Here is a 25,940-nt window from a genome sequence, read left to right on the forward strand (position 1 = left end):
GGATGGCGAACGAAGAGAAGCTCCTCGAGTACCTGAAGCGGGTCACCGCCGATCTGCACCGCACCCGGGAGCGGCTGCGCGAGGTCGAGTCGCAGGAGCAGGACCCGATCGCGATCGTCGGCATGGCCTGCCGCTACCCGGGCGGGGTCAACTCGCCCGAGGACCTGTGGCGGCTGGTCGCCGACGGCGTCGACGCCATCGGCGAGTTCCCCACCGACCGGGGCTGGGACACCGCCGCCCTCTACGACGCCGACCCGGACGCCGCCGGCAGCAGCTACGTCCGCCAGGGCGGGTTCGTCCACGACGCCGACGAGTTCGACGCCGAGTTCTTCGGCATCTCGCCCCGCGAGGCGTTGGCGATGGACCCGCAGCAGCGGCTGGTGCTGGAGGCGAGCTGGGAGGCGTGCGAGCGGGCCGGCATCAACCCCGACTCGTTGCGCGGCGGCCCGGTCGGTGTCTTCGTCGGCTGCGGCGGGCAGGACTACTGGGACCGGCTCACCGTGCTGCCCGAACCGGTCGAGGCGTACATGAGCACCGGCAGCTCCGGGGCGGTGATCTCCGGTCGGGTCGCGTACAGCCTGGGGTTGGAGGGGCCGGCCGTCACCATCAACACCGCCTGCTCGTCGTCGCTGGTCGCGCTGCACCTGGCCGCGCACGCGCTGCGCCAGCGTGAGTGCGGGCTGGCCCTGGCCGGCGGCGTCACCGTGATGTCGACGCCCGGCGCGTTCGTCGCGTTCAGCCGGCAGCGGGGGCTCGCCTCCGACGGCCGCTGCAAGCCGTTCTCCGACGACGCCGACGGCACCGGCTGGGGTGAGGGCGTCGGCATGCTGCTGCTGGAACGGCTCTCCGACGCCCAGCGCAACGGTCACCGGGTGCTCGCCGTCCTGCGGGGTTCCGCGATCAACCAGGACGGCGCGTCCAACGGGCTGACCGCCCCCAACGGGGTGGCCCAGCAGCGGGTCATCCTCCAGGCGCTCGCCAACGCCGGGCTCACCTCCGGCGACGTCGACCTGATCGAGGCGCACGGCACCGGCACCACCCTCGGTGACCCGATCGAGGCGGAGGCGCTGATCGCCACGTACGGGCACGACCGGCCGGCCGACCGGCCGCTCTGGCTCGGCTCGGTCAAGTCGAACATCGGCCACGCGCAGGCCGCCGCCGCCGTCAGCGGCGTGATCAAGATGGTGATGGCGTTGCGGCACGGCGTGCTGCCCAAGAGCCTGCACGTGGGCGAGCCGTCCACCCACGTCGACTGGTCCGCCGGCACCGTGCGGCTGCTGACCGAGGCGCGGCAGTGGCCCGACCACGGCCAGCCGCGCCGGGGCGGGGTGTCGTCGTTCGGGGTGAGCGGCACCAACGGGCACGTGATCCTGGAGCAGGCACCACCAGTCGAGGCCGTCGAGCCGGCCGGGACGACCGAGCCGCCGGTGGTGCTCTGGCCGCTGTCCGGCCGGTCGGCGGCAGCGCTCGCCGGGCAGGCCGAGCGGCTGCGGGAGTTCCTCACCGACGAGCGTCCGGTCGACGTCGGCTACGCGTTGGGCACCACCCGGGCTGCCGGCGCGTACCGGGGTGTGGTGCTCGGTGACGACGTGGCCGGCCTGGAGACCCTCGCCGCCGGGGGTGGCCTGTCGGGTCGGACCGTCGCCGGTCGTACGGCGGTGTTGTTCACCGGTCAGGGTGCGCAGCGGGTCGGGATGGGTCGTGAGCTGGCGGCGGCGTTCCCGGTGTTCGCCGCTGCTCTGGATGAGGTGTGTGTCGCGTTCGGTCCGTTGCTGGGTGGTGATCTGCGGGAGGTGATGTTCACCGACCCGGACGGTGTTCTGGATCAGACCGGGTGGACGCAGCCGGCCCTGTTCGCGGTCGAGGTGGCGTTGTTCCGGCTCGCGGAGTCGTGGGGTTTGAAGCCGGACTTCGTTGCCGGGCATTCGATCGGTGAGTTGGCTGCCGCGCACGTGGCCGGGGTGTGGTCGCTGGAGGACGCGTGCCGGGTGGTGGCGGCCCGGGGTGGTCTGATGCAGGCGCTTCCGGCCGGTGGGGCGATGCTGGCGATCGCCGCGCCCCTGAACGAGCTGGATCTGGGCGATGTCGACGTGGCGGCGGTGAACGGCCCCCGGGCGGTCGTCGTGTCCGGCACGGAGGAGCAGATCGCCGCGCTGGAAGCCTCCCTGGAGGTGAAGACCCGCAGGCTGCGGGTATCGCATGCGTTCCACTCGCACCTGATGGACCCGATGCTGGCCGAGTACGGGCGGGTGCTGGGGGACGTCACGACCGCTCCGGCGGGCATCCCGCTGGTGTCGACCGCCACCGGCGACCTGGCCGGCGACGACGAACTCGGTTCAACCGAATACTGGCAGAGCCAGGTACGGGGGACCGTCCGGTTCGCCGACGCCGTGGCCACGCTGGCGGCGCGAGGCGTGACCCGGTTCATCGAGATCGGGCCGGACAGTGTGCTCACCGCGATGGTCGCCGACTGCGTGGAGGACGCCACCGCCATCGCGCTCCAGCGGCGCAAGCGCGAGCAGGTCGAGGCGTACGCCGCCGGGATGGCGCAGGCGTGGATCAGCGGCGTCGACCTCGACTGGGCGGCCGTCAACCCCGGCGGCCGGACCGTCGACCTGCCCACCTACGCCTTCCAGCGCCAGCGGTTCTGGCTGGACGCCCCGGTCGACCCCGGTGACGCCACCGCCATGGGCCTGGACTCCGCCGACCACCCGCTGCTCGGCGCGGCCGTCACCCTCGCCAACGCCGACGGGGCCGTCCTCACCGGCCGGCTCTCCCTCGACCGGCACCCGTGGCTCGCCGACCACGCCGTCGACGGCGCGGTCGTCTTCCCCGGCACCGGCTACGTCGACCTCGCCCTGCACGCCGGTGCGCAGGTCGGTGCCGAGACCGTCGACGAGCTGACCATCGAAGCCCCGCTGGTGCTGCCCGAGCGCGGCGGCGTCCAGCTCCAGGTCGTCGTCGGCCCCGCCGACGCCGGCCAGGCCCGCACCCTCCAGGTGTACGCCCGCAGCGCCGACACCGACGCCCCGTGGACCCGGCACGCCAGTGGGGTGCTCGCCGCCGGTCGGCGTACCACCGGGACCGCCCTCACGCAGTGGCCGCCGGCCGACGCCGAAGCGGTGCCCATCGACGACCTCTACCAGCACCTGGCGACCGGCGGCCTCGTCTACGGCCCGGTGTTCCGGGGCCTGCGCCGGGTATGGCGGCGCGGCGACGAGTTCTACGCCGAGGTCACCCTGCCGGAGGGGGTGGACGCCGACGGGTTCGGCCTGCACCCCGCCGTGCTCGACGCAGGCCTGCACGCCCTCGGTCTCGCCGAGGGTGACACCTTCCGGGGCCTGCCGTTCGCCTGGACCGGCCTCACCCTGCACGCCACCGGCGCGGCCGGCGTCCGGGTCCGGCTCACCCCGGTCGGCTCCGGGGTACGGGTGGCGGTCGCCGACGCGGTCGGCGCACCCGTCGCCACCGTCGACTCGCTGGTGCTGCGCCCCGTCCAGGTGACCCGCCCCGGCGGGGTCGCCGACTCCCTGTTCGACCTGACCTGGCAGGAGATCGGCACCCCCACCACCACGGCCGCTCCGCAGTGGGCCCACCACCCGGCCACCCTGCCCGCAGGCAGCGGGCCGGTCCCCGCCGACGCGGACCTGCTGGTGCTGACCGCCGGCAGCGCCGGGGACGTCACCGGCCCGGAAGCGGTGCACGACGAGGTGAACCGGGTCCTCGGCCTGGCGCAGGAGTGGCTGGCCGGCCCCGACACCCACCGGCTCGTGGTGCTCACCCGGCGTGCCGTCGGCGGCGACGGCACCGACCTGACCGGGGCGGCCGTCTGGGGGCTGCTCCGCTCGGCGCAGGCCGAGAACCCCGACCGGCTGCTGCTTGTCGACACCGACCCGGACGCGGACGTGGCCGGGACGCTCGCCGTCGCCCTGGCCACCGGCGAGCCGCAGGTACGGGTCCGCGACGGCGTGGTCTCGGTGCCCCGGCTCACCCGTCAGCTCGTCGAACCGGCCACCCCGGACGCCCCGCTCTACGGCACCGGCACGGTGCTGGTCACCGGCGCGACCGGTGCCCTCGGCGCGGCCGTGGCCCGGCACCTGGTGACGGCGCACGGGGTCAACCGGCTGCTGCTGGTGTCCCGCCGGGGCCCCGCCGCGCAGGGGGCCGACGACCTGGTCGCCGAGCTGACCGCGGCCGGCGCGCAGGTTGACCTGGTCGCCGCCGACGTGGCCGACCGGGAGCAGGTGACGGCCCTCCTCGACACCTGTGCCGACCTGTCGGCGGTGGTGCACACCGCCGGGGTGCTCGACGACGGGGTGGTGTCGTCGCTGTCCACCGCCCGGCTGTCGGCGGTGCTGCGGCCCAAGGTGGACGCCGCGTGGCTGCTCGACGAGGCGACCCGGGGCCGGGAGCTGTCGGCGTTCGTGCTGTTCTCGTCGTTGTCCGGGGTGCTGGGTGCGCCGGGGCAGGGCAATTACGCGGCGGCGAACGCGTTCCTGGACGCGCTTGCCACCACCCGCCGTGCTGCCGGGTTGCCGGCGGTGTCGTTGGCGTGGGGGCTGTGGGGTGAGGGTTCGGCGATGACCGACCGGCTCGGCGACGCCGACCGGGAGCGGATGTCCCGGGGTGGGGTGCTGCCGCTGGCCACCGCCGACGGGTTGGCCCTGCTCGACGCTGCCGTGGCCAACCCGTACCCGACCGCGGTGCCGGCCCGGCTCGACCTGGCCGCCCTGCGTACCCTCGGCGAGGACATGCCGCTGCCGTTCCACGGCCTGGTCCGCCCGGCCCGGCGGACGGCCGCCCGCGCCGCCGCCGGGGCCACCGCCACCGGTTGGGCGGCGGACCTCGCCGCGCTGTCCACCGAGGAACGCGAACGCGCCGCGACCGCCCTGGTCCTCAGCCAGGTGGCGGCGGTACTCGGGCACGCCTCCGCCGAACGGATCGACGCCGGCCGGGCGTTCCAGGAGTTGGGCTTCGACTCGCTCACCGCCGTCGAACTGCGCAACGGGCTCTCCGCCGCCACCGGCCTGCGGCTGCCCGCCACCCTGATCTTCGACTACCCGTCGCCGCGTGACCTGGCCCGGCACCTGCTCAGCGAGATCGCCGGCCCGGACGGCGTCGCCACCGTACGGAAGGTCGCCACGACCGTCGCCGACGACGAGCCGCTGGCGATCGTCGGGATGGCCTGCCGCTACCCCGGCGGCGTCACCTCGCCGGAGGACCTGTGGCGGCTGATCGCCGACGGCGCGGACGCCATCGACGGCTTCCCGACGGACCGGGGCTGGGACCTGGCCAGGCTGTACGACCCGACCAGCAGCCGCCCCGACACCACGTACGTGGACAGGGGCGGCTTCCTCACCGACGCCGCCGAGTTCGACCCGGTCTTCTTCGGCATCTCCCCCCGCGAAGCGGTGATCATGGACCCGCAGCAGCGGTTGCTGCTGGAGGTGTCGTGGGAGGCGTTCGAGCGGGCCGGTATCGACCCGGGCACCCTGCGCGGCTCGTCCACCGGCGTGTTCGCCGGGGTGATGTACCACGACTACGTCTCCGGGCACAGCGCCGGCAGCGTCGTCACCGGCCGGGTGGCGTACACGCTCGGGCTGGAGGGGCCGGCGGTGTCGGTCGACACGGCGTGTTCGTCGTCGTTGGTGGCGATGCATCTGGCGGGTCAGGCGTTGCGGTCGGGTGAGTGTGATCTGGCGTTGGCCGGTGGGGTGACGGTGATGGCGACGCCGGAGACGTTCGTGGAGTTTTCGCGTCAGCGGGGGTTGGCGCCGGATGGTCGGTGCAAGCCGTTCGCGGCGGCGGCCGACGGGACGGGTTGGTCCGAGGGCGTCGGCGTGCTGGTGTTGGAGCGGTTGTCCGACGCGGTGCGCAACGGGCACCGGGTCCTGGGCGTGGTGCGTGGTTCGGCGGTGAACCAGGACGGCGCGTCGAACGGGCTGACCGCCCCGAATGGTCCCTCCCAGCAGCGGGTGATCCGGCAGGCCCTGGCGAACGCGGGGGTGTCGGCGGCCGAGGTGGACGTGGTGGAGGCACACGGTACGGGTACCACCCTGGGTGATCCGATCGAGGCGCAGGCGATCCTGGCGACGTACGGCCGGGATCGGGAGCGGCCACTCTGGTTGGGGTCGGTGAAGTCGAATCTGGGTCATACGCAGGCCGCTGCGGGTGTGGCGGGTGTGATGAAGATGGTGTTGGCGATGCGGCACGGGGTGGTGCCACGTACGTTGCACGTGGACGCGCCGAGCCCGCACGTGGACTGGTCTTCCGGCGAGGTGCGGCTCGCCACCGACGAGGTGCGGTGGCCGGCGCTGGACCGGCCGCGTCGCGCGGCGGTGTCGTCGTTCGGCATCAGCGGCACCAACGCCCACCTGATCCTGGAACAGGCCCCCGACACCGCGCCGCCCGCCGCGCCGGCCCCGACGCCGGTGCCGCTGTGGCCGGTCTCCGGCCGGTCGGCCAGCGGCCTCGCCGCCCAGGCCGCCCGCCTCGCCGACTTCCTCGCCGACGCCGACCTGAACCCCGCCGACGTGGCGTTGACCCTCGGCACCGGCCGGGCGGCCCTGGAGCACCGGGGGGTGGCCGTCGGGGACGGCGTCGCCGGCCTCCGCGCCCTCGCCGCCGGCCAGGGTGTGCACGGCCACCTGACCACCGGTCGTACGGCGGTGTTGTTCACCGGTCAGGGTGCGCAGCGGGTCGGTATGGGTCGTGAGCTGGCGGCGGCCTTCCCGGTGTTCGCGCAGGCGTTGGACGAGGTGTGTGCGGCGTTCGGGCCGTTGTTGGACGGTGATCTGCGGGAGGTGATGTTCACCGACCCGGACGGTGTCCTCGATCAGACCGGTTGGACGCAGCCGGCGTTGTTCGCGGTAGAGGTGGCCCTGTTCCGCCTCGCGGAGTCCTGGGGATTGAAGCCGGACTTCGTTGCCGGGCATTCGATCGGTGAGTTGGCTGCCGCGCACGTGGCCGGTGTCTGGTCGCTGGAGGACGCGTGCCGGGTGGTGGCGGCCCGGGGTGGTCTGATGCAGGCGCTTCCGGCGGGTGGGGCCATGTTGGCGATCGCCGCGCCGCTGGCCGAGCTGGATCTCGGTGACATCGACGTGGCGGCGGTGAACGGCCCCCGGGCGGTGGTCGTGTCCGGCACGGAGGAGCAGATCGCCGCGCTGGAAGCCTCCCTTGAGGTGAAGACCCGCCGGCTTCGGGTGTCGCATGCGTTCCACTCGCACCTGATGGACCCGATGCTGGCCGGCTACGGGCTGGTCCTCGACGGGGTGACCGCGAACCCGGCGGGCATTCCGCTGGTGTCGACCGCGACCGGTGACCTGGCCGGCGACGCCGAACTCGGCTCGGTCGACTACTGGCAGGGTCAGGTGCGGGGGACCGTCCGGTTCGCCGACGCGGTCGCCGCTCTCGCCGCCCGTGGGGTCACCCGGTTCGTCGAGATCGGGCCGGACAGTGTGCTCACCGCGATGGTCGCCGACTGCGTCGAGGATGCTGCGGCGATTGCGTTGCAGCGCCGGGACCGGGAACAGGTCACGGCGTACGCGACCGGGATGGCGCAGGCGTGGACCACCGGCGTCGACCTCGACTGGGCCGCCATCCACCCCGCCGCCCGGCAGGTCGACCTGCCCACCTACGCCTTCCAACGCCAGCACTACTGGCTCTACGACCCGGCCCTCGTCGGCGCCGGCCTGCTCGCCGCCACCCACCCGCTGCTCGACGCCGCCGTGCCGCTGGCCAACACCGACGGCGTCGTCTTCACCGGCCGGTGGTCGCTGCACACCCACCCGTGGCTCGCCGACCACGCCGTCGGCGGAACCGTCGTCTTCCCCGGCACCGGCCTGGTCGAACTCGCCATCCACGCCGGCGACCGGGTCGGCGTCGGCCTGCTCGACGAACTGACCCTGCACGCGCCACTCGTCGTCCCCGCCGCCGGCAGCGTCGAGGTGCAGGTCGCCGTGGAGCCGCCCGACCCGACCGGCCGCCGGGCCGTCCTGGTGCACTCCCGGGAACACGACGACGTCCCCTGGACCCGGCACGCCACCGGCGTGCTCACCGCCGGGGACACCCCCGGCGTCGCCCTCACCGCGTGGCCCCCCGCCGACGCCGAACCGCTGCCGCTGGCCGGCCTCTACGACGACCTCGCCGGCGGCGGGCTCGACTACGGCCCGGTCTTCCAGGGCCTCCGCCGCGCCTGGCGGGCCGGTGACGAACTCTTCGCCGAGGTCGACCTCCCCGACGGTACGGAGACCGACGGCTACGGCCTGCACCCGGCCCTGTTCGACGCCGGCCTGCACGCCCTCACCCGCGCCGACGGCGACACCCCCCGGGGCCTGCCGTTCGCCTGGTCGGGGGTGACGCTGCACGCCACCGGCGCGACCAGCCTGCGGGTCCGGCTCACCCCGGCCGGCAGCGGGGTCCGGATCGCGGTCGCCGACGCGGTAGGCGCACCCGTGGCCACCGTACGGTCGCTGGTGCTCCGCCCGGTGCAGGTCACCGCCGGCACCGGCGTCGCCGACGCGCTGTTCGGCCTGGACTGGCAGCCGGTCACCGTCACCCCGACCGCCACCACCTGGACCTGGCACCCCGACACCGCCCCGACCGGCGACGGCCACACCACGACCGCCGTACCGGGTGGCGGCGACGGTGGCTCGGCGACCGCCGACGGCGCGGCCGAACTGGTGGTGCTGCGCGCCGGGGGCACCGACGACGTGCACGCCGAGGTGAACCGGGTGCTGGACATCGCCCAGCGCTGGCTGGCCGGGACCACCGCCGCCCCGCTCGTCGTGCTCACCCGGCACGCCGTCGGCGACGACGTGACCGACCTGGCCGGCGCCGCGGTGTGGGGGCTGATCCGCTCCGCGCAGGCGGAGAACCCCGACCGGTTCCTCCTCGTCGACGTCGACACCGACCGGCTCGACGACGTTCTCCCGCTGGCCCTGGCCACCGACGACCCGCAGGTGCTGATCCGCGACGGCGTCGTCCGGGTGCCCCGGATCGTCCGCCGGACGCTGCCGGCGTCCACCCCGGACGCCCCGCGCTACGGCACCGGCACGGTGCTGGTCACCGGCGCGACCGGTGCGCTCGGCTCGGCGGTGGCCCGGCACCTGGTGACGGCACACGGGGTGTCCCGGCTGCTGCTGCTGTCCCGCAGCGGTACGGCGGCAGCCGGCGCGGACGATCTCGTCGCGGAACTGTCCGAGGCCGGCGCACAGGTCGACCTGGTCGCCTGCGACGTGGCCGACCGGGAGCAGGTGACCGCCGTGCTGGCCGGGGTGCCGGACCTGTCGGCGGTGGTGCACACGGCCGGGGTGCTCGACGACGGCGTCGTGTCGTCGCTCACGGCAGCGCGGGTATCGGGGGTGCTGCGCCCCAAGGTGGACGCGGCGGCGCTGCTGGACGAGCTGACCCGGGACCGGCAACTGTCGGCCTTCGTGCTGTTCTCGTCGATGTCCGGGGTGCTGGGTGCGCCGGGGCAGGGCAATTACGCGGCGGCGAACGCGTTCCTGGACGCGCTTGCCACCACCCGCCGTGCTGCCGGGTTGCCGGCGGTGTCGCTGGCGTGGGGGCTGTGGGGCGAGGGGTCGGCGATGACCGACAAGCTCGCCGACGCCGACCGGGAACGGATGTCCCGGGGCGGGGTGCTGCCGCTGACCACCGCCGACGGGTTGGCCCTGCTCGACGCCGCCGTCGCCGGTGGACCGGCCACCCTCGTCCCGGCCCGGCTCGACGTGCCGACCCTGCGTACGCTCGGCGACCGGCTGCCCCCGGTGTTCCGCGCCCTGACCGGGCCGACCCGGCGCACGGCCACCGCCGCCAGCGCCGTCGACCGGGCGGGCAGCGACTGGCTGGCCGGCCTGCCGGAGGAAGAGCGCGCCGGTGCCGTCCGGCACCTGGTGCACACCCACGTCGCCGCCGTGCTCGGCCTCGCCGGCCCGGAGGCGGTCGAGGCGGACCGCACCTTCCAGAGCCTCGGCTTCGACTCGCTCACCGCCGTCGAGCTGCGCAACGCGCTCTCCACGGCGGCCGGCCTGCGGCTCCCGGCCACCCTGATCTTCGACTATCCGACGCCGGTGGCCCTCGCCGAGTTCCTGTACGGCGAGCTGAGCGGCGCGCTCGACGTACCGCAGGAGCGGCGCAGCGCCACCACGGCGTTCGGTGACGAACCGGTGGCGATCGTCGGCATGGCCTGCCGCTACCCCGGCGGGGTGTCCTCGCCGGAGGACCTGTGGCGACTCGTCGCCGACGGCGTCGACGCCATCGACGGCTTCCCCACCGACCGGGGCTGGGACCTCGCCCGGCTCTACGACCCGACCGGTGTCCGCCCCGACACCAGCTACGCCGACCAGGGCGGGTTCCTGCCCGGCGCGGCCGGCTTCGACCCGGCGTTCTTCGGCATCTCGCCCCGCGAGGCCGTGCTGATGGACCCGCAGCAGCGGCAACTGCTGGAGGTCTCCTGGGAGGCGTTCGAGCGGGCCGGCATCGACCCCTCCTCGGTACGCGGCTCCGCCACCGGCGTCTTCGCCGGCCTGATGTACCACGACTACGTGACCGGGCACAGCGCCGGCAGCGTCGTCTCCGGGCGGATCGCCTACACCCTCGGCCTCGAAGGCCCCGCCGTCACCGTGGACACCGCCTGCTCGTCGTCGTTGGTGGCGATGCATCTGGCGGGTCAGGCGTTGCGGTCGGGTGAGTGTGATCTGGCGTTGGCCGGTGGGGTGACGGTGATGGCGACGCCGGAGACGTTCGTGGAGTTTTCGCGTCAGCGGGGGTTGGCGCCGGATGGTCGGTGCAAGCCGTTCGCGGCGGCGGCCGACGGGACGGGTTGGTCCGAGGGCGTCGGCGTGCTGGTGCTCGAACGCCTCTCCGACGCCCGTCGGCACGGACACACGATCCTCGGTCTCGTCCGGGGCTCAGCGGTCAACCAGGACGGCGCGTCGAACGGGCTGACCGCCCCGAACGGGCCGGCGCAGCAGCGGGTGATCCGGCAGGCCCTCGCCAACGCCCGGGTGTCGGCGGCCGAGGTGGACGTGGTGGAGGCGCACGGTACGGGCACCACGTTGGGTGATCCGATCGAGGCGCAGGCGATCCTGGCGACGTACGGCCGGGACCGGGAGCGGCCACTCTGGTTGGGGTCGGTGAAGTCGAATCTGGGTCATACGCAGGCCGCTGCGGGTGTGGCGGGTGTGATGAAGATGGTGTTGGCGATGCGGCACGGGGTGGTGCCGCGTACGTTGCACGTGGACGCGCCGAGCCCGCACGTGGACTGGTCTTCCGGCGAGGTGCGGCTCGCGACCGAGGCCGTCGACTGGCCGGCCGAGGGTCGTCCGCGCCGGGCGGCGGTGTCGTCGTTCGGCATCAGCGGCACCAACGCCCACGTCATCGTCGAGGAGTACCCGCAACACGAGGCCGCGCCCGCGTCGACGCCCGAACCGGCCGTGGTGCTCTGGCCGCTCGCCAGCCGCTCCACCGCCGGACTCACCGCACAGGCCACCCGCCTGCGCGATTTCCTCACCGACGAACGGCCGGTCGACGTCGGGCACTCCCTGGCCGCCGGTCGGGCGGCCCTGGACCACCGGGCGGTCGCCGTCGGCGGTACGGCCGCCGACCTGTCCGCCGGTCTGGAGGCCCTGGCCGCCGGCACCGGTGTCTCGGGTCGGATGACCGGTGGTCGTACGGCGGTGTTGTTCACCGGTCAGGGTGCGCAGCGGGTCGGTATGGGTCGTGGGCTGGCGGAAGCCTTCCCGGTGTTCGCGGCTGCTCTGGATGAGGTGTGTGTCGCGTTCGGTCCGTTGCTGGGTGGTGACCTGCGGGAGGTGATGTTCACCGACCCGGAGGGTGTTCTCGACCAGACCGGTTGGACGCAGCCGGCCCTGTTCGCGGTCGAGGTGGCGTTGTTCCGGCTCGCGGAGTCCTGGGGTTTGAAGCCGGACTTCGTTGCCGGGCATTCGATCGGTGAGTTGGCTGCCGCGCACGTGGCCGGGGTGTGGTCCCTGGAGGACGCGTGCCGGGTGGTGGCGGCCCGGGGTGGTCTGATGCAGGCGCTTCCGGCGGGTGGGGCCATGTTGGCGATCGCCGCGCCGCTGGCTGAGTTGGACCTCGGTGACATCGACGTGGCGGCGGTGAACGGTCCCCGGGCGGTCGTCGTGTCCGGCACCGAGGAGCAGATCGCCGCGCTGGAAGCCTCCCTTGAGGTGAAGACCCGCCGGCTGCGGGTGTCGCATGCGTTCCACTCGCACCTGATGGACCCGATGCTGGCCGGCTACGGGCTGGTCCTCGACGGGGTGACGGCGAACCCGGCGGGCATTCCGCTGGTGTCGACCGTGACCGGTGACCTGGCCGGCGACGCCGAACTCGGGTCGGTCGAATACTGGCAGGGTCAGGTGCGGGGGACCGTCCGGTTCGCCGACGCGGTCGCCGCTCTCGCCGCCCGTGGGGTCACCCGGTTCATCGAGATCGGGCCGGACAGCGTGCTCACCGCGATGGTCGCCGACAGCGTCGACGACGCGGTGACCATCGCGTTGCAGCGCCGCGACCGGGAACAGGTCACGGCGTACGCGACCGGGATGGCGCAGGCGTGGACCACCGGCGTCGACCTCGACTGGACGGCCGTGCACCCGGGAGCGCGGCAGGTCGACCTGCCCACCTACGCCTTCCAGCACCAGCACTACTGGATGCAGGACACCGGCTCGGACCGGGACGTCACCGCCGCCGGGCTGCTCGACGCCGGGCACCCGCTGCTGTCGGCCCTCACCACCCTGCCCGACACCGACGGGCTGATCGCCACCGGGCTGCTGTCCCGGCGTACCCACCCGTGGCTGGCCGAGCACGCGCTGGGCGACACGATCGTGCTGCCCGGCACCGGGCTTGTCGAACTCGCCGTCCGGGCCGGGGACCAGGTCGGCTGCGGCCGGCTGGCCGAACTCACCCTCCAGGCCCCACTGGTCGTCCCCGACGACGACGGCGTCCAGGTGCAGGTGGCCGTCGGCGCGCCCGGCGAGGACGGCGGCCGGCCGGTCACCGTCTACTCCCGGCACCGGGACGCGCCGTGGACCCGGCACGCCACCGGCCTGCTCACCCCGGCCCCGGACGGCCCACCGGCCGACCCGGGGGCCGTCTGGCCACCGGCCGCCGCCACTCCCGTCGACGTCGACGGGATCTACGAGCGGATGGCCGACGCCGGACTGGTCTACGGCCCGGTCTTCCAGGGCCTGCGGACCGCCTGGCGGCACGGCGACGAGGTGTACGCCGAGATCGCGCTCCCCGGCGACGTGCTCGACGCCGACCGGTTCCACCTGCACCCGGCCCTGTTCGACGCGGCCCTGCACGCCATCGGGCTGAGCCGGGGCGAGGGGAGACCCGCCGTCCCCTTCTCCTGGACCGGGGTCACCGTCCACGCCACCGGTGCGGGCGCACTGCGGGTCACCGTCACCCCGACCGGCCCCGACGAGGTCGCCCTCACCCTCACCGACCAGACCGGCGCACCCGTCGCCCGGGTCGACTCGCTGGTGCTGCGGGAGATCGACGCGGGTCAGCTCGCCGCCGCCCGCACCGGTCGTCAGGAGCACCTCTACCGGGTCGACTGGACCCCGGTGCCGCTGACCGCCACCCCGGCCACCGGCCGGTGGGCGCTGGTCGGCGCCGACGAGTTCAAGGTGGCCGCCGCGCTCGACACCGTCGGCCTGCTCGCCGAGACCCACCCCGACCTGGACGCCCTCACCGCCGCCCTGGACGCGGGCGGCGTCGCGCCCGACGTGGTGCTGGTCGCCAGCGTCCAGCCCGACTCGCGGGACCTTGCCGCCGGTGCCCGGCAGACCACCGGGCAGCTGCTCACCCTGCTCCAGGGCTGGCTCGCCGACGAGCGGCTGGCGTCGTCCCGGCTGCTGGTGCTCACCCACGGCGCGCAGGGCACCCGGGTCACCGAACCGGCCGCCGCGGCGGCCTGGGGCCTGGTCCGCTCCGCACAGTCGGAGAACCCGGGTCGGATCGTCCTGGTGGATCTCGACGACCACGACGGGTCGGCCCAGGCCCTCCCGGCGGTGCTGGCCGGCGGCGAACCGCAGCTCGTCGTCCGCGAGGGCGTCGCCCACGCCGCCCGGCTGGTGCCCGCCGCCGTACCCGACGGCACCCCCGGCAGCGGCTTCACCGACGGCGGCACCGTTCTGGTCACCGGGGCAGGCGGCACCCTCGGCCGGCTCGTCGCCCGGCACCTGGTCGACGCGTACGGGGTGCGGCACCTGCTGCTGGCCAGCCGGCGCGGGCCGGACGCCGACGGGATGGCCGCGCTGCGCGACGACCTCACCGCCCGCGGGGCGCAGGTCACCGTGGCCGCCTGCGACCTGGCCGACCGGGAGGCGGTCGCCGCGCTGCTCGCCGGGGTGCCCGCCGAGCATCCGCTGACCGGGGTGGTGCACGCCGCCGGGGTGCTCGACGACGGGATCATCCCGTCGCTGACCCGGGAGCGCCTCGACGCGGTACTGCGCCCCAAGGTCGACGCCGCCACCCACCTGCACGAGTTGACCCGTGACGCGGACCTCACCGCGTTCGTGCTGTTCTCCTCGGCGGCCGGCGTGCTCGGTGGCCCGGGGCAGGGCAACTACGCGGCGGCGAACGCCTTCCTCGATGCGCTGGCGGGCGCGCGACGGGTGGCCGGGCTGCCCGCCCAGTCCCTGGCCTGGGGGCCGTGGGCCGGCGGCGGGATGGCCGACGACCTCGGTGGCACCGACCGGGTCCGGATGTCCCGGGGCGGGGTGCTGCCGATGTCCGCCGGGGAGGGGTTGGCGCTGCTGGACGCGGCGCTGGCCCGCACCGAGGCGGTGCTCGTCCCGCTCAAGGCCGACCTGGGCACCCCGGCGGGGGACGAGGTGCCGCCGATCCTGCGGGCCCTGGTCACCCCGAACAGGCGGGCCGCGTCGGGGACGAACCGGCCCGACCCGGCGGCGCTGCGGCGTACGCTCGGCGGGCTCGACGCCGACGGGCAGCAGGCGCTGCTGGCCGACCTGGTCCGGGCGCGCGCCGCGGCCGTGCTCGGCCACGGCGGCGCCGACGACCTCGACCCGGCCCTGCGCTTCGTCGAGCTGGGCTTCGACTCGCTCACCGCGATGGAGCTGCGCACCGCGCTCAACGAGGCGACCGGGCTGCGACTGGCCACCGGGGTGGTCTTCGACCACGGCAGCGTCGACGAACTGGCCACGCTGCTGCGCACCGAACTGGCCGCGCCGCCGGCCGAGGACCGCGCCGGTACCCCCGACGCCGCCGCCGACTCGATGAGCGCGCTGTTCGGCACCGCCGTTCGGGGCGGTCGGGTACAGCAGGGCCTGGCGTTGCTCCACGCGGTGGCCGACATCCGGCCCAGCTTCGACGGGCCGGCCGACCTGCCGCAGATCCCCGCCCCCCGGCGGCTCGCCCGCGGCGACCAGGCACCGGCGATCGTCTGCTTCCCGTCGCCGATGGCCCTCGGCGGCGACCAGCAGTACGCCCGGTTCACCGCCGAGTTCGGTGGCACCCGGGACGTGTGGACCCTGCCGGTGCCCGGCTTCGGCCGCGACGACAGCCTGCCCGCCTCCGCCGACGCGGCGGTGCGGGTGTTCGCCGAGATGGTCCGCCCGATCGCCGAGCAGGGGCCGTACGTCATCGTCGGCTACTCCTCCGGCGGCCTGTTCGCCCACGCCACCGCCGGTCTGCTGGCACGGCAGGGGCACCGCCCGACCGGGGTGGTGCTGCTGGACACCTACCTGACCACCGGCAGCACCACGGCGACGTTCTTCACCCACATGCTCGAATCGCTGCTGGACAAGGAGGCCACCTTCGGCGAGTTCAGCAGCGCCCGACTCTCGGCGATGGGCCGCTACATCCGGTTGCTGGAGAGCTGCCCGGTGGAGGCGATCGACGCACCGGTGCTCTTCGTCCGGCCGCAGGAGTCCATCGTGGCCGGCGGGGACGACGACGGGTGGCGGGCCACCTGGGAGACCCCGCACACGCTCCGGGAGGTGCCCGGCGACCACTTCACCATGATGGAGGGTCGGGCCGGCACGACCGCCGGGGTGGTACGGGACTGGATCGCGCAGTGACGACAGCTGGAGTGGACGACATGACACTGGCACCGACCGCCAAGGGCACCGTCGAGTTCGGCGACCACCGGACGTGGTACCGGGTGACGGGGGAGCTGCCCGGCGACCGGCCGCCACTGGTGGTGCTGCACGGCGGCCCGGGCAGCACCCACGACTACCTGCTCAACCTGGCCGAGCTGAGCCGTACCGGCCGGCCGGTGGTGCACTACGACCAGCTCGGCAACGGCGGCTCCACCCACCTGCCGGGTCGGGGCGCCGACTTCTGGACGGTGGATCTGTTCCTCGCCGAACTGGACAACCTGCTGCGTCAGCTCGGCATCGCCGACGGGTACGTGCTGCTGGGGCAGTCCTGGGGCGGGGTGCTGGCGGCGGCCCACGCGGTGCGCCGGCCGGCCGGGCTGCGCGGCCTGGTGATCGCCAACGCGCCCGCGTCGTACCCGCTGTGGCTGCCGGAGCTGGACGTGCTGCGGGCCGCGCTGCCCCCGGGGGTGGACGCGACGCTGCGCCGGCACGAGGCGGCCGGCACCACCGGCAGCCCGGCGTACACGGCCGCGATGATGGTCTTCTACCAGCGGCACGTGTGCCGGTGTAAGCCGTTGCCGCCGGAGTTGATGGCCTCCTTCATGGAGATCAACGGTGATCCGACCGTCTACCACGCGATGAACGGGCCGAGCGAGTTCCACATCATCGGCACGCTGCGCGACTATTCGCTGCTCGACCAGCTGCCGCAGATCGACACCCCGACCCTGGTGATCAGCGGCGAGTACGACGAGGTCACCCCGGCGGCCGTCCGCCCCTTCCACGATCTCGTCCCCGGTGCCCGCTGGGAGATCATCGATGGGGCCAGCCACCTGCCCCACCTGGAGACCCCGGAGCGGTTCACCGAGATCCTCACCCAGTTCCTCGACAAGCTCTGAATCCGACCGCCCCGGACGGCCCGCTGCTCAGGCGGGGCGGGCCGCCGGGGCGGGGTGGCGGGCGTCGTAGGCCGCCCGGTGGGCGTGCACGTCGTCCAGGTGCGTTTCGGCCCACCTCTTGAGGGCACGCATCGTCTCGTGCAGGGAGAGGCCGAGGTCGGTCAGCTCGTAGGTGACCGTGACCGGCACGGTCGCCGTCGCGGTACGGCTGACCAGGCCGTCGCGTTCGAGGGCGCGCAGCGTCTGGGTGAGCATCTTCTGGCTGACCCCGGCGAGCAGGCGGGACAGCTCCGAGTAGCGCATCGGCCGGGGGGTGCCGGCGCAGTCCGCGCCGAACCGGTGCGAGCCGTCGGTGCGCAGCGCGGCCAGCACCAGCGCGACCCACTTGTCGGAGATCCGGGCGAGCAGCTCCCGACTGGGACACTGCGCCACGAACGCGTCGTACGCCGCCGCCGTCTCCGCGCGGCGCTCGGCCGCCGTCCTCGTCGTCATCGCCGTTCCTTCCACAGTTGGTGCGCTACGCACTTTCAGGTGCCTACTTCCCAGCAGAAAGCTACCTCACCGACAGTGGTCCGGTACCGCTCCGATCACCATGAAAGGCCGAGGTAAGCCACATGCTCACCCGCTCTCTGCCCGGCGGCACCTGGACGCTGGGCGACCTCACCGTCACCCGGTTCGGCTACGGCGCCATGCAACTCGCCGGCCCCGGGGTGATGGGACCGCCCGCCGACCCGGACGCCGCCCTGGCCGTCCTGCGGGAGGTCGTCGCCCTCGGCATCACGCACATCGACACCAGCGACGCCTACGGGCCGCACGTCACCAACCGGCTGATCCGCGAGGCCCTGCACCCGTACCCCGAGGGGCTGCACCTGGTCACCAAGGTCGGCGCGACCCGGGACCGGCAGGGCGGCTGGCCCCCGGCGCGGGAGCCGGAGCAGCTGCGCCGGGCCGTCGAGGAGAACCTGGCGCACCTCGGCGTCGAAGCCCTGGACCTGGTCAACCTCCGGCTCGGTGACGCCACGGGGCCCCGGGCCGGCTCCCTCGCCGAGCCGTTCGAGACGCTCGTCGCCCTCCAGCAGGAAGGCCTGATCCGGCACCTGGGGCTGAGCAACGTGACGCCGGAGCAGGTCGCCGAAGCGCAGTCGATCGCCCCGGTCGTGTGCGTGCAGAACCTCTACAACCTGGCGTACCGGAAGGACGACGCGCTGATCGACCGGCTCGCCGGGCAGGGGGTGGCCTACGTGCCGTTCTTCCCGCTGGGTGGTTTCAGCCCGTTGCAGTCCGCGGCGCTGTCGGCCGTGGCCGCCCGCCGGGACGCCACGCCGATGGCCGTCGCCCTGGCCTGGCTGTTGCAGCGGTCACCGAACATCCTGCTCATCCCCGGCACCTCGTCGGTGGCGCACCTGCGGGAGAACGTCGCCGGGGCGGGGCTGACGCTCACCGCCGACGACCTCGCCGCCCTGGACGCGATCGGCCGCTGACCGCGCAGAAGTGCCCGTGACCGGACCGGTCACGGGCACTGTGCGCAACGGGTGCCGCTCACACGGGCGCGGGCGCGCCACGCATGTCGGTCAGCACGCGCCACAGCGTCTGCGGGGTGGCGAACGTCTCCATCGACATCGCCTCGTCGACGAAGCGCACGTCGTACTCGCTCTCCAGGGTGGCCAGCAGTTCGACCATGGCGAGGGAGTCCAGGCCGGAGTCACGCAGGCTGGTGCCGGCCAGCAGCGTCTCCTCGGGGTCGAGGAAGGGCAGGTGCTGGCGCAGGATGGCCTCGAACCGTTGATCCCACATGTCCGCGATTCCTTCCGGTGCAGGGTGAGAAGACGCTAACAACGCCCCACGGGCAGTGACGACCCGACAATTTCCCGGCCGCCGCCCGGCCCGGGTAAGGGGTCGTTAGGGGGGTCGATGCGGGTGGGGGCCGGCGGGGCCGCCGATACGCTCCGGCCATGAGTCGAGAGAACTTCGCGCGCACGCACGCCTCCGTGGAGACGCTGCACGAGTTCCTGTTGGCGGGCGCCCGGCTGACGCCCGACAAGCCGGCCGTCATCCAGGCCGTCGGCGGCGAGGTCGGCTCCATCTCGTACCGTCAGCTCGCCCAGCGGGTGGACGGCTACGCCGCCGCCCTCGACGAACTCGGCCTCGACATCGGCGACCGGGTGATCCTGGAGTCGGACACCTCCCCGACCGCCATCGCGGTCTTCCTGGCCTGCTCGTCGCTGGGCCTGACCTTCATCCCGGTCAGCCCGGAGACGCCGGCCCAGCGGCTCGCGCTGATCGCCGAGAGCACCGCCGCCGCGCTGCACCTGCAACCCGTCGACGGCCGCCGCGAGGGCGTGCCCGCGCCGCTGGGCACCGCCCGGTTCGGCCCGGACGGCATCCAGGTCGAGCGCGCGCCCGCGCCGCGCACCCGGCACCGCCGGGAACTGGTGCCCACCGACCCGGCCTACATGATCTTCACGTCGGGCACCACCGGCCGGCCCAAGGGCGTGGTGATGAGCCACCGGGGCGTGCTCGCCTTCTTCCGGGGCATGCTGCGGCACGGCATCGTCTCCGCCGAGGACCGGGTCGCCACCACCTCGCCGTTGCAGTTCGACTTCTCGCTGCTCGACATCGGCCTGGCGCTGGGCAGCGGCGCGGCCGTGGTGCCGGTGCCCCGGTCGCTGCTGCGCTGGCCGCGCCGCTTCGTGCAGTTCCTCGCCGACAGCGGCGCCACCCAGGTCAACGGCGTGCCGTCGATCTGGCGGGGGGTGCTGCGGCACGAGTTCGCCGGGCTGGCCGCGCTCGGTGAGCAGATCCGCGGGGTGCTCTACTCCGGCGAGAACTTCCCCCTGCCCGAGATGCGGGAGCTGCAACGTGCCCTGCCGCACGCCCGGGTGGTCAACTGCTTCGGCAGCAGCGAGTCCATCGCCGCGTCCTTCACCGACGTGCCCAACCCGCTGCCCGACGACGTCGACCGGATCTCCATCGGCCACGCCCACCCGGGCGCGGAGATGCTGCTGATCGACGAGGACGGCCGGCCGGTCGACTCCCCGGGCGTCGTCGGGCAGATCCACCTGCGCAGCGCCGCACTGTTCCACGGCTACTGGAACGACCCGGAGGCCACCGCCGCCGCGCTGGTCCCCGACCCGCTCAACCCGGCCACCGGGCAGGTCGTCTTCCGCACCGGCGACCTGGCCTACCGGGGCGAGGGCGGGGAGCTGTACTTCACCGGCCGGGCCGACCTGCTGGTCAAGGTGCGCGGCAACCGGGTCGAGCTGGGTGAGGTGGAGCGCCGGGTCCGGGAGTTCCCGGGCATCGCCGGCGCCGCCGCGCTGATGCTGCCGCAGGAGGGCAAGGACCCGGTGCTGGCCGCGTTCGTGGTGCTCGACGAGGGCGTCACCGGCGTGGAGGAGATGGAGCTGGGCGCGTTCTGCCTGGAGGCGCTGCCCGACTACATGGTGCCGCAGCAGGTCCGGGTCATCGACGAGCTGCCGGTCAACGCCAACGGCAAGATCGACCGCCGGGCTCTCGCCGAGCGCGCCGGACAGCCCGCGCAGCGCTGAGCCGGCCCCTGACGGCCCCTGGCCGGTCCCTTCAGGAGGGGGACCGGCCAGGGGTTTTTCCTGTGCCGCCGCTGCGACGGTCAAACGGCGGCATCCGACGGGATCGGATGCCGCCATTTCGGCGCAACAGCGTCGATCAACCTCAGCCTTCGGCGGCCTCCCGGGCCAGCCGGGCCCGGTCCACCTTGCGGTTGGAGTTCAACGGGAACTCCGACACGTGCCGGTACGACCGCGGCAGCATCCCCTTGGGCAGGATCTGCCGCAACTGCCGGGACAGCTCCGCCGGGGCGGTCGGCGCACCCGTGTAGAAGACCACCAGTTCGGTGCCGCCGGCCCCGGCACGGGCCACGGTCACCGCGTCCTCGATGCCGGGGCAGCCCCGCAGGGCGTGCTCGATCTCGGCCAGCTCCACCCGCCAGCCGTGCACCTGCACCTGCGAGTCGAGCCGGCCCAGGTAGATCAGCTCCTTGTTCTCCAGCCGCCGGACCCGGTCCCCGGTGCGGTACCAGCGCCGGCCGTCGCGCAGCAGGAACCGGCCCTCGTCGTCGGCCGGGTCGAGGTAGCCGGGGGTGAGCTGCGGGCCGGTGATGCAGAGTTCCCCCTCCACCTCGCTGGCCGCGCCGTCCGCGTCGAGCAGCACCCCGTCGTGCCCGTCGTGCAGCGTCCCGATCGGGACCAGGCCGTTGACGCACAACCCCGGCGAGGTCTGCGGCGACCAGCGGTGCCCGGTGATGGTCACGGTCAGCTCGGTCGGGCCGTAGATGTTCTCCAGGGTCGACCCGGGTGCCGCCGTCTGCCAGTCCACCGCGTCGGCGGCGTGCAGCGCCTCCCCGGCGAAGAAGCTCCACCGCAGCGACGGCATCGCCGCCGCGGCCAGCCGGCCGGTCCGCCGGACCAGGGTGATCGCGCTCGGGGTGGAGAACCACACCGTCAGGCCCCGCTCGGCGACGAACGCCGGCACGTCCCGGTACGCCGCCGGCGGCACCGGGTGCACGCTCGCCCCCGCACCCCAGGCGCAGAACAGGTCGAACATCGCGCAGTCGAAGTTCAGGTCGAACGACTGGGAGAACCGGTCGTCCGGGCCGAAGTCGTACCGGTCGTCCAGCACCGAGAAGTAGTGCCGCAGGTTCCCGTGGGTGATCGGCACCCCCTTGGGGCGTCCCGTCGACCCGGAGGTGAACAGCACGTACGCCAGGTCGTCGGGGCCGGCGGCGCGGGGCGCGGCCAGCGGCGTCGCCCCCACCACCGGCAGCCGCAGCCCGGTGCCGCTGCCGCGCGGGTCCACCACCGGCGCGAACACCGGCACCCCGGCGACCGCGTCGCCCATCTCCGCCCGGACCGCCAGCCCGGCCTCGTCGAGCAGCAGGGTGGAGACCCCGCACGCGGTGAGCATCCCCGCCGTCCGGGCCGCCGGGAACTCCGGGTGCAGCGGGACGGCGGTCGCGCCGACGTACAGGGTGGCCAGCAGCCCCGCGTACGACTCCAGGGTCTTGCCGGCCAGGATGCCGACCACCCGGGGCGGCCCGTCCGGACCGGCGGCCAACGCCCCCGCCCAGCGCAGCGCGGTGGCGTGCAGCTCCTCGTAGCTGACCGGCCCGGACGGCAGGTGCAGGGCGGTGGCCCGGGGTGCGACGGCCAGCCCCTGGAGGAACCGGCCGTGCAGGGCGTAGTCGGTGTGCTGGGTCATCTCGTCCTCCGTGCTCTACCGGCGCTCAGGCGGCCACGGTGCGACGGATCGGCCGCATCGCCCGTCGCGGGTCCACGATGGCGGTCCGGAAGTTGCGGACGGTGGCGCCGACCCGGCCCCACAACCGGTCCGGCCCGCAGACGTGCACCGTCTCCACCCCGGACCGCTGGAACGTGGCGACCACCTCCGGCCAGCGCACCGGGGTGACGATCCCGTCGAGCAGCATCGTCCGTACGCCGTCGGCGGTGGTGCGTACCGTGCCGTCCTGGTCGGCGACGACCGGGATCTGCGGGTCGGTGAAGCGCAGCGACCCGAACAGCTCCGCCTCCACCCGGTCGCGCAGCGGCCCGAACGCGGCGGCGTGCAGCGGCGGGTCCATCACGTACAGCGGCAGCCCGCCGCCGGCCCGCAGCCGCTGCGCCAGCCAGTCGGTGCGCCCCTCGTGCAGGGTCACCATCCAGAAGTCGGTGTCCACGTAGCAGGAGATCTCGTACCACTCGCCGGCCTCGTCCAGCTCGGCGAGGATCTCCCGCAGCCGCTCGGCCGGGGTACGGACGAACGACATGGTCACCACGCCCCGCTGCTCGGCGGTGAAGTACTCCGTCTCGATCCGGGACAGCCGCGCCGTCATCCGGACCGCCTCGGCGAAGTCCAGCGCGCCGCTGAACACGGCGGCGGCCTTGCCACCGAAGCTGGGCCCGGCGATCAGGTCCGGCCGCAGGTCCATGGTCCGTTCCGCCCACCGGGCCAGCGCCACGCAGTTGACCAGGAAGGCCACCTGGGCGTACTCGGAGTAGTCGCTGTCGCTGTCGCGGTACCGGGCGAACAGGTCGTAGTCCAGGGCGTCGCTGGCGGTGGCGAGCAGCTCGCGGGCGTCCCGGTCGATGAGCATGAACTTCGCGACGTCGGCGAAGTCGCACGGACCCATCCCGGGGAAGACGATGGCGCTGGTCATCTGGGGCGTCCTTGTCGTCGGGGCAGACCGGCACCGGCGCGGTCGGCGGGGGAGTCGGGTCGGTTCACCGGGGGAGCTTGGCCAGGGCCTGCTCGATACGGGTCAACGCGTCGGCGACGTGCGGCACCGTCAGCGGGTCGGCGGCGGTCTGGGTCTGCCGCTGCTGCTCCGGGGTGTCGCCGTAGAGCATGCTGGTGGCGGCCCGGAACCGCAGCGCCTCCGGCCGGTCGCCGAAGTGGTGGCCGGAGAGCACCGCCACGCCCAGCTCTTCCAGCAGGTAGTGCTGCAGGGTGGCGCCGTCGGTGATGCCCTGCTCGGCCAGCGGCCCGCGCAGCGGCGCGAAGTCCGGGTAGACGTAGAACGCGCCGGTCGGCGGCCGGCAGGTGGCGCCCGCCTCCACCATGATCCGGTGCACCGCGCCCGCCACCGCGCCGTGCAGCGCGGCGTCCTCGGTGAGCCGCTCGCGGATCTCCGGCGGCTCGGCGAAGGCGTACCGGGCGACCGACTGCATCGGCCCGGCCAGGGTGGACCAGATCTCGCTGGCCACCGAGGCGACGTCGGCGCGGATGCGCTCACCCCACCCGCCGGCCGGGAACCGGGCCGCGCCGATCCGCCAGCCGCCGAGCGCCAGGTTCTTGCTGAGCCCGGTGAGCACCACGGTCCGCCGGGGGGCGATCTCGGCCGGGGAGAGCAGGTCCGTGCCCGGGGTGTGCAGGATGTCCCGGTAGATCTCGTCCGAGACGATCAGCAGGTCCTCCTCCTCGGCGATCGCGCACAGCTCGCGGACCAGGTCGTCCGGGGCGTGCGTGCCGGTCGGGTTGTCCGGCGAGGTGAGCACCAGGATGCGCGGGTCGTGACCGAGCACCCGGGCGGCGCGGATCGTCTCCCGCAGCGCCGCCGGGTCGGGCACCCCGCCGCACGAGTCGGGGATCGGCACCCCCAGCACGGTCTTGCCGGCGAGCCGGGCCTGCGGGGCGTAGGTGACCCAGCTCGGCGCGGCGAGCAGGGTGTCCCCGCCGACGACCAGTTGCAGGGCCATCAGCAGCGGCTTGCTGCCCGGCGCGATGATCACCTGGTCGGCCTCGGTGGGCAGCCGGCGGCGGGAGAAGTACCCGGCGACCGCGTCCCGGGTGGCGGGGTCGCCGACCACCGGCCCGTAGGCGTTGCGGTCCCCGCCCTCGGTCAGCGCCCGCAGCAGCGGCGGGAACACCGGCAGGCGGGACTCGCCGAAGCCCAGGTGCACGATGGACTCGCCTGCGGCGATGCGCTGCGCGACCAACTGGTCGAGCGCGAGGTTGGGCGAGATCTTCCGGCCGGCCATCAGCCAGCTCCCTTCAGGTCGGTACGTGCTCAGGCGGTGACGGCCGCGCCGGGGCGGGCCGCGCTGGGGCTGACGGCGGCGAGGATGTCCGCCGGGGCAGCCGGGTCGATCTCCAGGTCGCTCAGCCAGGCCGCGTCGGCCGACCAGCGGGCCCGGAACGGCCGGCCGACCAGCCGCCGGTCCCGGGCCTGGATCAACCGGAGCTGGAAGAAGTCGCCGTCCGGGGTCCGTTCGACGCCGTCGACCAGCACCTTGCCGGGGGTCGCCGACATGACCGGCCCGCGCACCGTCCGGGCCAGCCCCGGCAGGTCCTGGTACGCGGTGCGGAAGATGTCGGCGGCCCGGGTCAGCGGCACCTGGAAGTAGTCGCGCGGGCCGGTGTCCCGCTCGACGAACATGTAGTAGGGCACCGCGCCGACGGCCAGCTCGGCCCGCCACATCTCGCTCCAGGCGCGGGCGTCGTCGTTGACGTAGCGGATCAGCGGGGCCTGGCAGTAGACCACGGCCCCGGTCGACCTGATCCGGGCGATGGCCCGGGTGGCGACCTCGGTGGCCAGCTCCCGGGGGTGGCTGAAGTGCGCCATCACCGCGACGCTGCGCCCCGACGCGACCACCTGCTCGAACAGCCGCAGCAGATCGTCGGCGTCGCTGTCGGAGACGAACCGGTACGGCCAGTAGGCGACCGCCTTGGTGCCGAACCGGATGGTGCGCACGGTGTCGACGTTCAGCAGCGGCTCCACGTGGCTGCGCAGCCGCTCCGTCGACATGATCATCGGGTCGCCCCCGGTGACCAGCACGTCGGTCACCGCCGGGTGCCGGTGCAGGTAGCTCACCAACTGCTCCGGGCCGGGCGCGGCGAACCGCAGGTCGGCGTCCCCGACGAACTGCGCCCACCGGAAACAGTAGGTGCAGTACGCGTGGCAGGTCTGCCCCTGCTGCGGGAAGTACAGCACCGTCTCCCGGTACTTGTGCTGCATGCCCGGCAACTCCTGGCCGTCCAGGCTGGGCACGTTGTGCTGCTGCTGCCCGGACGGGTGCGGGTTGAGCCCCGCCCTGATCCGGGACACCTCGCCGCGCAGCCCCTTGCGGTCACCGGCGCGCAGCAGGTCACCCAGGAGCTGCTCGTCGGCGGCGGCGAGCATGCCGCGCTGCGGGAACACCAGCCGGAAGATCGGGTCGTCCGGGATACGGTCCCAGTCGATCAGGTGCGACAGGACGTACTCGTTGACCCGGAAGGGCAGCACCTGGGAAATGGTGCGGATCGCGTGCAGATTGTCGGCCGACAATCCGTACCGGGCGCCCAGCTCATCGATGTGGTGCGGCCCGAAGGAGTGGAACCGCCCCGGATCGGCGGTCGTGGAAACGAGCAGGGACATCAACCATCCTCCATGGGGGGTTGCGCCCACCGACGTGGCGTGACTCAATCACCGGTGCGCGCCCGC

Annotated in this window: 10 protein-coding genes; 4 read left to right on the forward strand and 6 right to left on the reverse strand. The window is 74.0% G+C overall.

The features are described 5' to 3' along the window. The first annotated feature begins 2 nt into the window (after positions 1–2). Both FJK98_RS09425 and FJK98_RS09430 read left to right on the forward strand, forming a co-directional pair. A complete protein-coding gene (locus FJK98_RS09425; RefSeq protein WP_145918677.1) occupies positions 3–16,070 on the forward strand; it encodes a type I polyketide synthase in 16,068 nt (5,355 codons plus the stop codon). An 11-nt stretch (positions 16,071–16,081) separates the two neighbouring features. Beyond that, positions 16,082–16,987, forward strand: a complete 906-nt coding sequence (locus FJK98_RS09430) for a proline iminopeptidase-family hydrolase (protein WP_205789494.1) — start codon at positions 16,082–16,084, stop codon at positions 16,985–16,987. A 27-nt stretch (positions 16,988–17,014) separates the two neighbouring features. Here the strand turns inward: FJK98_RS09430 and FJK98_RS09435 are convergent, their stop codons facing one another. Continuing rightward, complete coding sequence (locus tag FJK98_RS09435; protein ID WP_145918679.1) at positions 17,015–17,479, reverse strand: helix-turn-helix domain-containing protein; 465 nt, start codon at positions 17,477–17,479, stop codon at positions 17,015–17,017. Between the two features lie 122 nt (positions 17,480–17,601). Here FJK98_RS09435 and FJK98_RS09440 point away from each other — a divergent pair, with 122 nt between their 5' ends. Then, positions 17,602–18,468 (forward strand): aldo/keto reductase family oxidoreductase, encoded by an 867-nt coding sequence (locus FJK98_RS09440; protein ID WP_145918680.1) that lies wholly within the window; start codon positions 17,602–17,604, stop codon positions 18,466–18,468. Between the two features lie 58 nt (positions 18,469–18,526). On the opposite strand, the gene FJK98_RS09445 is transcribed toward FJK98_RS09440, so the two are convergent. Continuing rightward, entirely contained in the window at positions 18,527–18,781 is a 255-nt protein-coding gene (locus FJK98_RS09445; RefSeq protein WP_145918681.1) for a phosphopantetheine-binding protein, read from the reverse strand. A 158-nt stretch (positions 18,782–18,939) separates the two neighbouring features. Here FJK98_RS09445 and FJK98_RS09450 point away from each other — a divergent pair, with 158 nt between their 5' ends. Further along, on the forward strand, positions 18,940–20,535 hold the full coding sequence (locus tag FJK98_RS09450; RefSeq protein ID WP_145918682.1) for a D-alanine--poly(phosphoribitol) ligase: 1,596 nt from the start codon (positions 18,940–18,942) through the stop codon (positions 20,533–20,535). Positions 20,536–20,677: 142 nt separating this feature from the next. Here the strand turns inward: FJK98_RS09450 and FJK98_RS09455 are convergent, their stop codons facing one another. The 4 genes from FJK98_RS09455 to FJK98_RS09470 form a co-directional block, all read right to left on the reverse strand. Continuing rightward, positions 20,678–22,222, reverse strand: coding sequence for an AMP-binding protein (locus tag FJK98_RS09455; RefSeq protein WP_145918683.1), 1,545 nt, complete (start codon positions 22,220–22,222; stop codon positions 20,678–20,680). A 25-nt stretch (positions 22,223–22,247) separates the two neighbouring features. After that, positions 22,248–23,177, reverse strand: coding sequence for an ACP S-malonyltransferase (locus FJK98_RS09460; protein WP_145918684.1), 930 nt, complete (start codon positions 23,175–23,177; stop codon positions 22,248–22,250). A 64-nt stretch (positions 23,178–23,241) separates the two neighbouring features. Then, positions 23,242–24,498: a pyridoxal phosphate-dependent aminotransferase gene (locus FJK98_RS09465; protein ID WP_145918685.1), complete on the reverse strand. Its 1,257-nt coding sequence runs from the start codon at positions 24,496–24,498 to the stop codon at positions 23,242–23,244. A 29-nt stretch (positions 24,499–24,527) separates the two neighbouring features. Continuing rightward, the gene (locus tag FJK98_RS09470) at positions 24,528–25,874 is read right to left on the reverse strand and encodes a KamA family radical SAM protein (protein ID WP_145918686.1); all 1,347 of its coding nucleotides are present in this window, start codon (positions 25,872–25,874) and stop codon (positions 24,528–24,530) included. Positions 25,875–25,940: the final 66 nt, after the last annotated feature.

The sequence above is a fragment of the Micromonospora sp. HM134 genome (genome assembly GCF_007833915.1).
Lineage (GTDB): Bacteria > Actinomycetota > Actinomycetes > Mycobacteriales > Micromonosporaceae > Micromonospora > Micromonospora wenchangensis.

Excerpts from the sequence above, each read along its gene's own strand:
- FJK98_RS09425 (WP_145918677.1), top strand. The coding sequence starts at position 3 with ATGGCGAACGAAGAGAAGCTCCTCGAGTACCTGAAGCGGGTCACCGCC.
- FJK98_RS09435 (WP_145918679.1), bottom strand. The coding sequence starts at position 17,479 with ATGACGACGAGGACGGCGGCCGAGCGCCGCGCGGAGACGGCGGCGGCG.
- FJK98_RS09440 (WP_145918680.1), top strand. The coding sequence starts at position 17,602 with ATGCTCACCCGCTCTCTGCCCGGCGGCACCTGGACGCTGGGCGACCTC.
- FJK98_RS09445 (WP_145918681.1), bottom strand. The coding sequence starts at position 18,781 with ATGTGGGATCAACGGTTCGAGGCCATCCTGCGCCAGCACCTGCCCTTC.
- FJK98_RS09450 (WP_145918682.1), top strand. The coding sequence starts at position 18,940 with ATGAGTCGAGAGAACTTCGCGCGCACGCACGCCTCCGTGGAGACGCTG.
- FJK98_RS09455 (WP_145918683.1), bottom strand. The coding sequence starts at position 22,222 with ATGACCCAGCACACCGACTACGCCCTGCACGGCCGGTTCCTCCAGGGG.
- FJK98_RS09460 (WP_145918684.1), bottom strand. The coding sequence starts at position 23,177 with ATGACCAGCGCCATCGTCTTCCCCGGGATGGGTCCGTGCGACTTCGCC.
- FJK98_RS09465 (WP_145918685.1), bottom strand. The coding sequence starts at position 24,498 with ATGGCCGGCCGGAAGATCTCGCCCAACCTCGCGCTCGACCAGTTGGTC.
- FJK98_RS09470 (WP_145918686.1), bottom strand. The coding sequence starts at position 25,874 with ATGTCCCTGCTCGTTTCCACGACCGCCGATCCGGGGCGGTTCCACTCC.